General features: G+C 67.5%; 15 protein-coding genes. 9 read left to right on the top strand and 6 right to left on the bottom strand.

Annotated elements, in window-relative coordinates:
- Positions 1-15: 15 nt before the first annotated feature.
- From trhA to AC1VVG_RS19610, 3 genes are all read right to left on the bottom strand, one after another.
- Entirely contained in the window at positions 16-636 is a 621-nt protein-coding gene (gene trhA / locus AC1VVG_RS19600; RefSeq protein WP_034187629.1) for a PAQR family membrane homeostasis protein TrhA, read from the bottom strand.
- 196 nt (positions 637-832) lie between these two features.
- Positions 833-1,039 (bottom strand): YbdD/YjiX family protein, encoded by a 207-nt coding sequence (locus AC1VVG_RS19605; protein WP_006766647.1) that lies wholly within the window; start codon positions 1,037-1,039, stop codon positions 833-835.
- A 12-nt stretch (positions 1,040-1,051) separates the two neighbouring features.
- A complete protein-coding gene (locus AC1VVG_RS19610; protein ID WP_034187628.1) occupies positions 1,052-3,130 on the bottom strand; it encodes a carbon starvation CstA family protein in 2,079 nt (692 codons plus the stop codon).
- Between the two features lie 272 nt (positions 3,131-3,402).
- Between AC1VVG_RS19610 and dapF the strand changes: the two genes are divergently transcribed.
- The 7 genes from dapF to AC1VVG_RS19645 all read left to right on the top strand — a co-directional run bounded on the left by dapF (position 3,403) and on the right by AC1VVG_RS19645 (position 8,846).
- Complete coding sequence (dapF, locus tag AC1VVG_RS19615) at positions 3,403-4,212, top strand: diaminopimelate epimerase (RefSeq protein WP_482836049.1); 810 nt, start codon at positions 3,403-3,405, stop codon at positions 4,210-4,212.
- Positions 4,212-5,096: an RNA polymerase sigma-70 factor gene (locus tag AC1VVG_RS19620; RefSeq protein ID WP_049034438.1), complete on the top strand. Its 885-nt coding sequence runs from the start codon at positions 4,212-4,214 to the stop codon at positions 5,094-5,096. Before dapF ends, AC1VVG_RS19620 begins: the two co-directional genes overlap by 1 nt.
- Before the next feature lie 191 nt (positions 5,097-5,287).
- Positions 5,288-5,767, top strand: a complete 480-nt coding sequence (locus AC1VVG_RS19625; protein ID WP_059559175.1) for a carboxymuconolactone decarboxylase family protein — start codon at positions 5,288-5,290, stop codon at positions 5,765-5,767.
- Positions 5,768-5,826: 59 nt separating this feature from the next.
- Positions 5,827-6,231 (top strand): cupin domain-containing protein, encoded by a 405-nt coding sequence (locus AC1VVG_RS19630; RefSeq protein WP_069705668.1) that lies wholly within the window; start codon positions 5,827-5,829, stop codon positions 6,229-6,231.
- Between the two features lie 110 nt (positions 6,232-6,341).
- The gene (locus AC1VVG_RS19635; RefSeq protein WP_049034435.1) at positions 6,342-7,346 is read left to right on the top strand and encodes a LysR family transcriptional regulator; all 1,005 of its coding nucleotides are present in this window, start codon (positions 6,342-6,344) and stop codon (positions 7,344-7,346) included.
- Between the two features lie 205 nt (positions 7,347-7,551).
- The gene (locus AC1VVG_RS19640; protein WP_034187622.1) at positions 7,552-8,307 is read left to right on the top strand and encodes an SDR family oxidoreductase; all 756 of its coding nucleotides are present in this window, start codon (positions 7,552-7,554) and stop codon (positions 8,305-8,307) included.
- Positions 8,308-8,330: 23 nt separating this feature from the next.
- Positions 8,331-8,846, top strand: a complete 516-nt coding sequence (locus AC1VVG_RS19645) for an Ohr family peroxiredoxin (RefSeq protein WP_049034434.1) — start codon at positions 8,331-8,333, stop codon at positions 8,844-8,846.
- A gap of 61 nt (positions 8,847-8,907) precedes the next feature.
- On the opposite strand, the gene AC1VVG_RS19650 is transcribed toward AC1VVG_RS19645, so the two are convergent.
- The 3 genes from AC1VVG_RS19650 to AC1VVG_RS19660 form a co-directional block, all read right to left on the bottom strand.
- Complete coding sequence (locus AC1VVG_RS19650; protein WP_006485034.1) at positions 8,908-9,336, bottom strand: PRC-barrel domain-containing protein; 429 nt, start codon at positions 9,334-9,336, stop codon at positions 8,908-8,910.
- A 383-nt stretch (positions 9,337-9,719) separates the two neighbouring features.
- On the bottom strand, positions 9,720-10,850 hold the full coding sequence (locus AC1VVG_RS19655) for a 3-deoxy-7-phosphoheptulonate synthase (protein WP_482836050.1): 1,131 nt from the start codon (positions 10,848-10,850) through the stop codon (positions 9,720-9,722).
- Positions 10,851-11,041: 191 nt separating this feature from the next.
- Positions 11,042-12,358, bottom strand: coding sequence for a lipase family protein (locus tag AC1VVG_RS19660; RefSeq protein WP_049036782.1), 1,317 nt, complete (start codon positions 12,356-12,358; stop codon positions 11,042-11,044).
- A 405-nt stretch (positions 12,359-12,763) separates the two neighbouring features.
- On the opposite strand from AC1VVG_RS19660, the gene AC1VVG_RS19665 reads away from it, so the two are divergent.
- Both AC1VVG_RS19665 and AC1VVG_RS19670 read left to right on the top strand, forming a co-directional pair.
- A complete protein-coding gene (locus AC1VVG_RS19665) occupies positions 12,764-13,318 on the top strand; it encodes a hypothetical protein (RefSeq protein WP_482836051.1) in 555 nt (184 codons plus the stop codon).
- 28 nt (positions 13,319-13,346) lie between these two features.
- Complete coding sequence (locus AC1VVG_RS19670) at positions 13,347-13,769, top strand: hypothetical protein (protein WP_482836052.1); 423 nt, start codon at positions 13,347-13,349, stop codon at positions 13,767-13,769.
- Positions 13,770-13,794 lie beyond the last annotated feature (25 nt).

Raw genomic sequence — 13,794 nt, forward strand, 5'->3', positions numbered from 1 at the left:
CGGCAGACAACGCGCTCACGCGACATACATCGCGACACTGACGAACTGGCACAGGCTGCCGGCCAGCACGAAAAGGTGCCAGATACCGTGCCCGTGGCGGATGCGTTCGTCGTTGATGAAGAAGTAGATCCCCGCGCTGTAGATCACGCCGCCGGCCACGAGCCATGCGGTGCCGACCGGCGGCAGCGCATGAATCAGCGGACGCACCGCGACGAGCGCGAGCCAGCCCATCAGCACGTACAGGATCATCGACAGCATGCGCGTGCGGCGCCCGAGCGTCAGCTCCTGCACGATGCCGAACACGGCGAGCCCCCAGCTCACGCCGAACAGCGACCAGCCCCACGGGCCGCGCAGCGTCACCAGCGTGAACGGCGTGTAGCTGCCGGCGATCAGCAGGTAAATCGCCGAATGGTCGCATTTCTGCAGGATCGCCTTCAGGCGCGGATTGCGCACGCTGTGATACAGCGTCGAGATCGCGTAGAGCAGGAACAGCATCGCGCCGTACACGCTGAAGCTCACCACCTTGTACGGATCGCCTTCGAGCGCGCCCATCGTCACGAGCGCCACGAGACCGGCCACCGACAGCACCGCGCCGACGAGATGGGAAATGCTGTTGAAACGCTCACCGACATGCACGACGTGTTCTCCTGCGGTCCATCGGGGAAAAGAGGGACCCCTATGATACCGGCGGCCGGATTTTGCCGTGCTGCGCCCGGGCAAACGGCGAAGCGGCCGTCACGCGACGTGCGTCGCCGGCCGCCAAAGAAAAAAGCGCCGCGACTGCCATCGCGGCGCTTCCGTTTCGATCGTCGAACCGCCTGGACAGTCCGGCTCAGCAACACTTCCCGGCGCCCGACCCGTACCGCGCGTTCTGGCGTTCGCGGAAAAATTCCTCGTACGTCATCGGCTCGCGGTCCGGATGGGTGTCGCGCATGTGCGCGACGTAGGTGTCGTAGTCGGGCAGGCCGACCATCAGCCGCAACGCCTGCCCGAGGTAACGCCCCGCGCTGCGCAGGTCGCTGCCAAGATCGCTGAACATCGCGGCCTCCCCTTAACGTCCGCTGCCGAGCGCCTGCGCGGCCGGCATCGCTTCGTACGGCGTCTCGCGCACGGTCGGCTTCGACTCGCGGCGCGCGCGCAGCACGGCGATCACGCCGTACACCGCGATGCTCACGACGACGAAGATGAACAGCCCGGCCAGCGCCGCATCGATGTAGTCGTTGAAGATGATCCGCTTCATCTGCGCGATCGACTTGGCCGGTGCGAGCACCTTGCCTTCATCCACCGCGGCCTGCAGCTTCGCGGCGTGCGCGAGGAAGCTGACCTTCGGGTTCGCGTCAAAAATCTTCTGCCAGCCGGCCGTCAGCGTGCAGATCAGCAGCCACGCGGTCGGCACGACCGTCACCCACGCATAACGTTCGCGCTTCATCTTGAACAGCACGACGGTGCCGAGCACCAGCGCGATCGCGGCGAGCATCTGGTTCGAGATGCCGAACAGCGGCCACAGCGTGTTGATGCCGCCGAGCGGATCGACCACGCCCTGGTACAGGAAGTAGCCCCACGCGGCCACGCACAGCGCGGTGGCGACGAGGTTCGCGGGCAGCGACTCGGTGCGCTTGAGCGCCGGGTGGAACGTGCCGAGCAGGTCCTGCAGCATGAAGCGGCCCGCCCGCGTGCCGGCGTCGACGGCCGTCAGGATGAACAGCGCTTCGAACAGGATCGCGAAGTGATACCAGAACGCCATCATCGCTTCGCCGCCGATCACCTGGTGCAGGATGTGCGCCATGCCGACGGCCAGCGTCGGCGCGCCGCCCGCGCGCGCGATGATCGTCGTTTCGCCGACGGCCTTCGCGGTCTGCGTCAGCATGTCGGGCGTCAGCACGAAGCCCCATTGCGTGACGGTGTTCGCGACGGCTTCGGGCGTCGAGCCGAGCACGGCGGCCGGTGCGTTCATCGCGAAGTAGATGCCCGGCTCGATCACGCAGGCCGCGACCAGCGCCATGATCGCGACGAACGATTCCATCAGCATCGCGCCGTAACCGATGAAGCGCGCGTTGGTTTCGTTGTCGATCAGCTTCGGCGTCGTGCCCGACGAGATCAGCGCGTGGAAACCCGACACCGCGCCGCACGCGATCGTGATGAACAGGAACGGGAACAGGTTGCCCGACCACACCGGGCCCGTGCCGTCGACGAACTTCGTCAGCGCGGGCATCTTCAGTTCCGGTGCGACGACCAGGATGCCGATCGCAAGGCCGAGGATCGTGCCGATCTTCAGGAACGTCGACAGGTAGTCGCGCGGCGCGAGCAGCAGCCACACCGGCAGCACCGACGCGACGAAGCCGTAGCCGATCAGGATCCACGTGAGCTGCGTGCCGGTGAACGTGAACCATGCGGCGAAGGTCGGCGACGCGGCCACGTTCTGGCCGAACGCGATCGCCGCCATCAGCCCGATGAAGCCGATGACCGACACTTCGCCGATGCGGCCCGGGCGGATGTAGCGCGTATAGATGCCCATGAACAGCGCGATCGGAATCGTCGCGGCGACGGTGAACGTACCCCACGGCGAGTTGGTCAGCGCCTTCACGACGATCAGCGCGAGCACCGCGAGGATGATCACCATGATCAGGAACGCGCCGAACAGCGCGATCACGCCGGGCACCGTGCCGAGTTCCATCTTGACGAGATCGCCGAGCGAACGGCCGTCGCGGCGCGTCGAGATGAACAGCACGATGAAGTCCTGCACCGCGCCGGCGAACACGACGCCGGCCAGGATCCACAGCATGCCGGGCGTGTAGCCCATCTGCGCGGCGAGCACGGGGCCGACCAGCGGCCCGGCGCCGGCGATCGCGGCGAAGTGATGGCCGAACAGCACGTACTTGTTGGTCGGCACGTAGTCGAGGCCGTCGTTGTACTTGACCGCCGGCGTCATCCGCAGCCCGTCGAGCTGCATGACCTTGCTGGCGATGAAACGACTGTAGAAGCGATACGCGATCAGATACACGCAGACAGCGGCGATCACGATCCAGAGGGCACTCACGCGCTCGCCGTGTGCGAGTGCGATGGTGCCGAACGAGAACGCGCCGAGCAGCGCGACCGCGATCCAGAGCAGGGTACTGGAAGCCCGATTCATGGCGTCTCCTAGTCTCCAATGTGGTTTTAGATGGCGTGCGGCGCAGGGGCCGCGCACACGTGACGTCGATGCGTCGTGCCGCGGCCTCGCAAAGGCCGCGACGATGGGCCGTAGTATTCCGCGCGACGGGGGCGGCTTACAAGCGGATAACTACGTACGCGCGACTACGTAGAATTACGTAGATGCCGGTTGCGTGGCGATCGGCCGGCATGCGATTGATCGTGGACGGCGAGCCACGTACAGTGTTCGCCTGTCTCCATTCCGGAACCGCCATGCCGATCCGATTTCAGAAGATGAACGCAAACGGCGATGACTTCGTCATCGTCGACCTCCGCGGTCAGGATCGGGATCGCGTGCCCCGCCTCGATCGCGACCTCGTGCGGCGCATGGGCGACCGGCACAGCGGCATCGGCTTCAACCAGCTCGCGGTGGTGACGGACTGCGACGACGCGGCCGCACAGGTCGCGTTCTGGAATCCCGACGGCTCGCCGCTCGATACCTGCGGCAGCGCGACACGCGGCGTCGCGTGGCAGCTGATGCGGGAAACCGGCGCGGCGTCGATCGTGCTGCGCACGAATCGCGGGCCCCTGCAGTGCGCGTACGACGCGCACGGGTCGATCAAGGTCGAGATGGGCGTGCCGCGCGTCGGCTGGCGGGACGTGCCCGTCGCCGAAGCCGTCGATACGCTCGCGCTGCCGTTGCCCGGCGCGCCGGCCGCGTGCAGCATGGGCAACCCGCACTGCACGTTCTTCGTCGACGACGTCGATGCGGTCGACCTCGAAGCGCTCGGTCCGGCCATCGAAACGCATCCGCTGTTTCCGCGGAAAACCAACGTGCACGTCGTACAGGTCATCGATCGCACGCACATTCGTCTTCGCATCTGGGAGCGCGGCGGCGGCGTGCCGCTCGGGTCCGGCTCGTGTTCGTGCGGCGCGGCGGTCAACGGCATCCGGCGCGGGCTGCTCGACGATACCGTGCGGGTGACGTGCGACGGCGGCGACGTCACCGTTCAATGGGACGGCGCCGGCAGCGTGTTCCTGAGCGGGCCCGTCACGTTCGGGTTCAGCGGGGTGTGGCTGTGATGACCGACGACGCACAAGCCTTCCACGCGTTGCGCCCGCGCCTGCAGAAGATCGCGTACCGGATGCTCGGCTCCGTCGCGGATGCCGAGGACATCGTGCAGGACGTGTGGCTGCGCTGGCACGACGCGGCGCGCGGCAGCATCGAGAACCCCGAGGCCTGGCTCGTCGCGGTCACGACGCGCACGTCGATCGACCGCCTGCGCGCGGCGAAGCTCCGGCGCGAGCACTATGCGGGCATCTGGCTGCCGGAACCGGAGCTCGGCGAATCGCCTGCAACGCCCGAGGAAATGACGGAGCGCGCGAACGACGTGTCGGTCGCGTACCTCCTGCTGCTCGAACGGCTGACGCCGGAAGCGCGCGCGGCGTTCCTGCTGCACGAAATCTTCGAGTTCGACTACGACCGGGTCGCCGACGCGATCGGCAAGTCCGAAGCCGCGTGCCGGCAGCTCGTCAGCCGGGCCCGAGCGCGGCTGCGCGACGATCCCCAGCCGCGGCGCACGGTGCCGCACGAAACGCATCGCCGATTGCTGCAGACGTTCACGCATGCGCTCGCGCACGGCGATTTCCCGTCGATCCAGGCGCTGCTCGCCGAGGACGCGATGCTGATCGGCGACGGCGGCGGCCACGTCCAGAGCTTCCCGAAACCGATGGTCGGCGGCCGGCGGATCGCTCAACTGTTCTATGCGACGTGGTTGCGCTGCGGCAGCGGTGTCGAGATGCGGCCGGTCGTGCTGAACGGCCAGTGGGCAATGCTGCGTTTCATCGACGGGCAGCTCGAAGCGGCGATGTCGTTCGAGACCGACGGCACGCGTATCGTCCGGCTTCTCGTGCAGCGCAATCCCGAGAAGCTCGCCCGCATCGCGGCCGCCTGCGCCGCCGGCTGACACGCGCATCGCGCGCCCGCGCCGACCGCGCCCGCCGCCGAGCGCGGATTGGTGCAGCGCGCGCAACACGATGCGTCCCCGTGCGTGGCTACCGCGCACGGATGCACCCCCCTAAGATGATTTCGCGCGGCGCCCTGCCGCCCACGACACCCGCGCCATGCGGGCCAGCCTCTTCGTCGCCAGGAGAAATCATGACGCAGCGTCTCGACTACATTCAACAGTCCCCCGAGTTGTTCCGGAAACTCCTCGAACTCAGCAACCTGCTGCGCAGCAGCGCGATCGAGGAATCGATCCGGGATCTCGTGTCCGTCCGGGCGTCCCAGATCAACGGCTGCGCCTTTTGCCTCGACATGCACGTGAAGGAAGCGCGCATCCACGGCGAGCGCGAACTGCGCCTGCATCATCTGGCGACCTGGCGCGAATCGACACTGTTTTCGCCGCGCGAGCGGGCCGCGCTCGCATGGACCGAAGTGCTGACGACGCTGCCCGCGCACGGCGTGCCGGACGATGTCTACGACCGCGTGCGCGGCCAGCTCTCCGAGAAGGAATTGTCGGACCTGACGTTCGAAGTGATGGCGATCAACGGCTGGAATCGCGCGAACGTCGCGTTCCGGACCGTGCCGGGCTCGTCCGACAAGGCGTTCGGGCTCGACAAGGCCAACCTCGCCTGACGGCCGCCCCCCTCTCTCGCTGCCGGCCGTTGGCCGGCGGCCCACCGGAAGCCACCACCATGATTCGCATGAAACACGTGATCGCGTCCGCGCTCGTCGTCGCGGCCCACGCGACCGGCGCCGTTCGCGCGGCGCCCTCGGCCATCGTCACGCCGCTGATGACGAAGCCGCTCGACGCTTACCCGGGCAAGGAAGCGCAGATGATCTCGGTCGAGTACCCGCCCGGCGCGGTCGACCCCGTTCACCGCCACCACGCCGACGCGTTCGTCTACGTCGTCGAGGGGTCGATCGTGATGCAGGTGAAGGGCGGCGAGCCCGTCACGCTGAAACCGGGCCAGACCTTCTACGAGGGTCCGGACGACCTGCACACGGTCGGACGCAACGCGAGCCGGACCCGACCCGCGAAGTTCATCGTGCTGCTGTTGAAGGACAAGGGCGCGCCCGTGCTCGTGCCGGAAAAATAGCCGGCCGCACGCCGCCGCGACCTTTTTGAAAAAAAATGCGGCGGGCGGTGTCACAGGCGGCAGCGCTGAAACGTCTAGTCGCATACGGACACCACGATTCCAGCGCCTCCATGCCCGATACCTCCATCCGCCGCCCCGACGCCGACGATCCATTCGCGCGCAGCTTCTCGACCTGCTATGCCGGCGTGGTCACATTCCTGGCCGTCGTCACCGAGGGCAGCTTCGCGCGCGCCGCCGATCGCCTCGGCGTCGGCCGCTCGTCGGTCAGCCGTCACGTGCAACGGCTCGAGGACCGGCTCGACGCACGCCTGTTCCAGCGCACCACGCGCAGCATGTCGCTGACGCGCGAAGGCGAGCTCTTCTACGAAAACTGCCGGCCCGGCATCGAGCATCTGGCGCAGGCGCTCGAGGACATGCGCGAGCTGCGCAGCGGACCGCCGAGCGGGCACCTGCGCATCGGCTCGACGCCAGGCTTCGGCCGCAAGGTCATCGCCCCGCTGCTGCGCGATTTCCATGCACGCTATCCGGACATCACGCTCGACCTGCTGTTGAACGACCGGCCGGCCGATTTCTCCGCCGACCGCATCGACGTCGCGTTTCGCGACGGTCGCATGGAGGACAGCGCGATCGTCGCGCGCCGGCTGATTCCGATGCAGATGATCGTCTGCGCGTCGCCGTCGTATGCGCACCGGCACGGCTTGCCGCGCCACGTCGACGAACTCGCGCGGCATCGCTGCATCAACCTGTGCACCGCGTCGGGCCGCGTGACGGAATGGGAATTCAGGATCGACGGGGTGACGCAGCAGCGCCAGCTCGCCGCGCATCACACGTTCAACGACATCGATCTCGTCGTGCGCGCGGCGCTCGACGGGCTCGGCATCGCACAACTGCCCGCGTACCAGGTGTGCGACCTGCTCGCCGACGGCCGGCTGGTGAGCTGTCTCGGCCAGCATGCGCCGGACGACGGCGGCCACTATCTCTGTTACCTGAGCCGCAAGCACCTGCCCACGCGCATCCGCGCGTTCATCGACTACATGATCGAGCAGACGCGTGCGCGCGACCTGCAGTGCCCAACGACGATGACGACGATCGCGCCGCTGGAGACGATCGATTGATGCATTCGCGGCAACATGATGAGGGCTTGCGGGACGCTGGCGGATCGCGCGGCGCATGCCTACGATGCGGGCTGTTCGACCGGCATGCCGATACGGCGGTGCACCGCTCGGCAAGGTCCAGGCCCCGTCGCGCGAACGCGCTGGGCGCCGGTTTCGGCACATTCAAGCGGCGTGCATGTCGCGCGCCCGTTCAAGGAGAGCAATCGTGAAAATCGTCGTGATTGGTGGTACCGGCCTCATCGGCAGCAAGGTCGTCAGGAACCTGATCGCACGCGGCCACGACGCGGTGGCGGCTGCGCCGTCGACGGGCGTCGATACGATCACGGGTGCGGGACTGGACGCCGCGCTCGCCGGCGCGGAGGTCGTCGTCGATCTCGCGAATTCGCCGTCATTCGAGGAAGCGGCCGTGAAGGCGTTCTTCGAGGCGTCGGGGCGCAACCTGTTCGCCGCGGAGCGCGCGGCCGGCGTGCGTCATCACGTCGCGTTGTCGGTGGTCGGCACCGACCGACTGCAGCAGAGCGCGTATTTCCGCGGCAAGATCATCCAGGAAGACCTGATCCGCGCGGCAGGCGTGCCGTACACGATCGTGCGTTCGACGCAGTTCTTCGAATTCGTCGGGGCGATCGCTCAGGCCGGCGCGCAAGGCGACACGGTGCGGTTGACCACCGCGCACTTCCAGCCGATCGCCTCCGACGACGTCGCGGCCGCCGTGACCGACTTCGCGCTCGACGCGCCGCGCAACGGCATCGCCGAAATCGGCGGCCCCGAGCGCGTGCGGATCGCCGATCTGGTCGAGCGTTTTCTGTCGGCCACGCACGACGCGCGCACGGTGACGCGGGATGCGGCCGCCGACTACTTCGGCGCGGTGCTGCAGGACGACACGCTCGTGCCGGCGCCCGGTGCGCGCCTCGGCGCGACGACCTTCGACACGTGGTTCCGGCAGAACGCGCTCGCGCGCTGAACGCCGCCGCCGGATCGCACACCATGACGCCGCTGCGCCCGCCGCCCCTCTCGCTGCTCGACCGGTATCGCGGTCGGGAACCGCAAACGCTGTACTCGACGACGGTGACCGTCACGGGCGGGACGGCGGAGCACGGCCGCGCCTCCGGCGTCGCGCGTTCCGACGACGGGCGCCTGGATGTCGAGCTGCGCCTGCCGCCCGCGCTCGGCGGGCCCGGCGACGGCCCGAATCCGGAGCAACTGTTCGCCGCGAGCTATGCGGCGTGCTTTCACGGCGCGCTGAGCCTGCTGGCTGCACGGGCGGGCGTGTCGATCGCCGGGGCATCGGTGTCCGCATCGATCGACTTCTGTCGCGATCCGGTGGACGGGCTGTTCATGCTGAACGCGAACATTCGCGTGCGGCTGCCAGGTGTCGAACGCGCAGTGGCGGCGGAGCTCGTGCGCAATACGGAGCGCTTCAGCCCGTATACGAAGATGGCGCACGAAGGGATCAGTCACGTCGTGGCGCTTGCGCCGCCGGACGAGACATCGCAGCGCTGAGCGAAAATGAAAACGCGGGGCCCGCCGCATCGCGCAGCGGGCCCCGCGCCGGTAACGCAGGTCAGTGCTTTTCGTCGAGCTTCTTCGGCTTCGGCGGCGACGGCACCTTCGCGTACTGGAACGCCGGCGTGGCCTTCAGCGCTTCCTTCGTCGCGCCCGGCAGGTAGATGTTGCCGTTGCGCACGTCGAGCGACGCGATCGGCACCGCGACGTCGTGCGCGGCCACGCCGAGGAAGCCGCCGGCCGACACGATCGCGGCCGACACCGAGCCGTCCGGCGCGACGATCAGGTCGCGCACCTTGCCGACTTTCTGGTTCTCGTCGTTGTACACGGTCTTGCCGAGCACGCTCTTCTTCACGCTCCAGCCTTCGAGCAGCGCCTGCGACTGCTCGACGGTGACGCTGATCGGCTGCGCGCCCGCGATCTGCGCGTGCGCGCTGACGCTCGACGCGAGGACGGTTGCTGCGATGAGGGTCTTGTAAAACTTCATATGCGTTGCACTCCGGTTCGGTTGTTGTTGATTCCGGGGACGAAGCGGCGCGGACGCAACGGCTGATCGGTGAGCGCCCCGCGCTTCGTCGGTCGCGTGGCGGCCGGCCGCACCACCACGCCATGTGTACGTGACGGACCGGCGCAGCCGGGCCGCAGCGTGCGACACGGCTTCATGGTAGCGGCATTCGGCGGATCGTGCGCCCAGGGTGCAACGTGACACGCCGGACGAGCCGGATCAGGATCAATGATCGTGCGGACAGACCGGGCGGGCGGCGCGGAAAAATGGCATCGATGCCCGTCGATCAGGACAACCTCACGGATGGTCCCCCGATCTTCGCGGCGCCTCGAACGGCGCGGCCGACGCCGCGCCGCCACGCGGCGTCACGCATTCCGCGAATAGGTGCGCCGGTGCCGCACGGCCTCCGCCAGCACGTCGAGCACCGGCTCCGTCTGCGCCCAGCTCAGGCAGGCATCGGTGATCGACACGCCGTACTTCAGCGGCACGCCCGGCTTCAGGTCCTGGCGCCCGGCTTCGAGGTGGCTCTCGACCATCACGCCGACGATCCGATGCTCGCCCTGCGACAGTTGCCGCGCGAGATCCTGCGCGACGTCGACCTGCCGGTCGTGCGACTTGTTCGAGTTCGCGTGCGAGCAGTCGACCATCACCTGCTCGCGCAGCCCGGCCTTGCGCAGCACCGCGCAGCATGCCTCGACATGCTCGGCGTCGTAGTTCGGGCCGGTCTTGCCGCCGCGCAGGATCACGTGCGCGTCGTCGTTGCCGCGCGTCTCGAAGATCGCGGCCATCCCCATCTTCGTCATCCCCATGAACGCATGGCTCGCGGCGGCCGCGACGATCGCATCCGACGCGACCTGCACGCCGCCGTCGGTGCCGTTCTTGAAGCCGATCGGGCAGCTCAGGCCCGACGCGAGCTGCCGATGGCTCTGGCTCTCGGTCGTGCGCGCGCCGATCGCCCCCCACGCGATCAGGTCGGCGATGTATTGCGGGCTCAGCAGGTCGAGGAATTCGGTCGACGCCGGCAGGCCGAGCGCATTGATGTCGAGCAGCAGCTGCCGCGCGGCGCGCAGCCCTTCGTTGATGCGGAAGCTGCCGTCCAGGCGCGGGTCGTTGATGTAGCCCTTCCAGCCGACCGTCGTGCGCGGTTTCTCGAAGTAGACGCGCATCGTGATCAGCAGGTCGTCCTTCAGCGCGTCGGCGGCGGCTTTCAGGCGGCGCGCGTAGTCGAGCGCCTGGTCGTGATCGTGGATCGAGCACGGGCCGACGACGAGCAGCAGCCGGTCGTCGCGGCCGTGCAGGATGTCGCCGATCGCGCGGCGCGTGTCCTCGACGAGCGTCTGCGTGCCGGCCGGCACCGGCAGCTCGTCCAGCAGCAGCGCCGGCGAAATCAGCGGGCGCACGGCGCCGATGCGGACGTCGTCGATGCGCGTGGTGTCCTGCGTCGCGTCGGCGCTGCCTACCTCGCGATCGTGGGAAGGATTGTTGAGGTTCTGCATGGTGATTCTCCGGGGGACGTCTGGAATGATGGGCAGGCTCGATTATGGCACCCGGAGAAGGCGGCAGCGGGGGACGGCAGGGGAAGGCGGACAGTCGTCACACCGGTCACGCGACCGACGTCAAAACATCGTAAAAAAGGGCGACCCGAAAAAGATCGCCCGGCCATGCATCCAGTCGTACGCCGTCGCGCCTAATGCAACGTCTCGGGCGCCAGCGAGTTGCTCGGCAGCAGCGACGTCAGCCAGCAATTGCTCGGCGCGGCTTTCCCGTTGAAGCGGTCGTAGAGCCAGGGCAGCATCCCGGCCACCCAGGGCACGATCGCACCCGCATGCTCGAGCGGATACTCGGTGTACGTGACCCGCGTGCCGCTGGCGCAGAACTTCTGCGCCAGCGCGCGCACGTCGTACGCGAGCATCACGCCGTCGCCCACCTGGCTGCTGAAGGTGCCGTCGAGCGCCCCGGCCGTGCCCTGGCCGATGAACATCGGGATCGTCGGCGATGCGGCCAGCCCCGCATTCACCTTGTTCGCATACGTCACGTACGCCGGGATGCTGTTGATGTCGTTCGCGTATTGCGGCTTGAACAGCGTGCCCCAGCGCAGCCCCGTGTACTTCGGCAGGATGTACGCGAGCGACTGGTTCTGGATGTCCTTGAACACGGCCACGCCGGTATCGCTGAGATACGGCGTCAGGTCGAAGTCGTAGCCGCGCACCAGCCCGGCGAGCGCCGCCGCCGCGACGCCGCCCCACACGATGCTGCCGTCGACGTAACGCAGGTTGTGCGCGGGATCGACCAGCACGCCGCCTTCCGCCGCGCCGACGAGCTGCTTGTTGACGTCGGGCGCATAGCTCGGCGCGAGCTGCGCGGCCCAGTTCGTCGCGATCGCGCCGCCGGAATAACCGATCATCGCGACCTTGCTCGACGGATTCAGGCCGGTCGACGGCGTATTGAGCGCCGCACGGATCGAATCGAGCGTCGTCATCCCGTATTCGGGGCCGGCCGCGAAGTCTGCCGTCTGGCCTTCCGTATCGGGCACGATGATGTTGTAGCCGAGCAGCAGCAGCGTCGACAGCGGGATCGATTCCGCGCTGTAGAGCAGCGTGCCGACGTTGATGACCTTGGTCACGTCGCGGTCGCCGGCGATCACCTGCGACGGCTCGTCGTACGGGTTCAGCGAATCGTAGGCCGACTGGTACGAAATGGCGTGGCCGTTGCTGACCTGGCTGCGAATCACCGACGTCACGTTGACGACGGGCTGATTCCGCGCGTTGTTGGTGCGGTACAGCAACTGCTGCGCGGTCACGGCGGTCGGAATGCCGGCCACGTGATAGGTGACGCTGCGCGTCTTGAGCACCGTGCCCGGCGGAATCGACGCCAGCGGCGTGGTGCCAGTGTACGTGTAGAACGGATCGGACACGGTCGGCGCGGCGGCGCCGGCCGACGGTGCGGCGATGGCCAGCGCGGCGCACACGGCGGCCGCGACGGTCATGAGTCGTCTGGAGGACATGGGTGGGGGCCTCTGGGATAACCTGCTTTCATCGAAGGAAGTTCGGCGGTATTGCAGACCATCGTGCCTGCCGCATCAAAACCGTTTCCGTGCCATCGACTGTCTCCTGTGAATGAATGATCCGGCCTGTTCTGAACCTGTCGTTTTAGTAGGAGTACAAACCGGATTCATTGAAGCACAACGCGAACGCGTTCGACGCGCGTTTTCGATTGTTTGAAGGTAAACGTCTAAAACCCTCGCCGGCCGACGCATGCGCACCGGCCGTTCGGCCGACTGTTCGCGTTTTGCCGGGGTACCGTACGATCGGCGCTGTCCGGTAACGAAGCGGCCCGTCGCAGGAGGCGGTCCGCGCCGTTCACCGCCTGCTCTGCAACCGTTCGCTCCCCGCCCCACGGACTCGCCACGATGACCGTATCCGAACTGCTCGGTGCCATCCGCCAACCCTACGCCGACCTGCTCGCGAAAGCGGCCACGCGACCGTCGGTGATCGTCGAGCCGGCCTACCGGAAGGCCGACGGCACGCTCGCCACTGAAGGGCCGCTCGCGCTGCCGTGCCGCGCCGACACCATCGCGGCCGAAGGCGAAGCGGCCGGCCGGCCCGTGATGATCGATTCGACCACGCAACTCGATTTCGACCCGTTCGAGTTCGACCTCGAAATGGCAGCCGTGTCAGTCCGCCCGTTCGTATGGGACTGGGTCGTGATCGAGGCCGACGGTCTCGACGGAAGCGCGGCGGCCGATGCGTTCAAGACGTGGTTCCTCGCGTGGTTCGATGTCGACGACGAGAACGATCCGGCTGAAGACGGGCTGCACGGCATCGTGCATTACCTGTCGGAACCGGTTCGCACGGAACACGGGTGGCGCGTCAATGCGGATCTCGGCTCGGCGCCCGAGACGGCCGTCGAGGATCTGCTGTTCCGGCTCGTCGATGCAGGTGCGACGCGGATCAGCGTGGGTTGAAATGGCGCATCGTCGTTCACATACGCTCATGAAGAAAGCGCTCGCGCTGCTGATGCTTTGCATCGCATTGCCCGCCTCGGCCGAAGTGAGCACGGAAGTGCCGTGCTTCCGGACAGCCGGCGACCAACCCGTGCGCGTCGAACCGCGCATGTACCACGACGACGTCGCGAAATGGTCAGGTGGCGTCGTCCGTCATGCGAAATCGAACACGGCCATTCCGTTGCCGTTCAAGCACCGGGACGCGGAAATGCTGGGAGCCGACCGGCCGTATCAATACACGACGACGTGGTGGGGAATGGTCGACGGCACGATCGACGGCGAATACGAAATGATGAGCCAGGGTGCGATGGTCTATTCGATGCCCTACACCAGCGCGCGCACGGGCAGGAAAACCGATTTCTCGTGGGCGCCGGATATCGACGCTTCGGCGAAATCGGGGCGCCGCTGGTAGCGAGGAGCGCGTTGCAGGCTGTCGG

The sequence above is a fragment of the Burkholderia sp. L-4 genome (genome assembly GCF_056856535.1).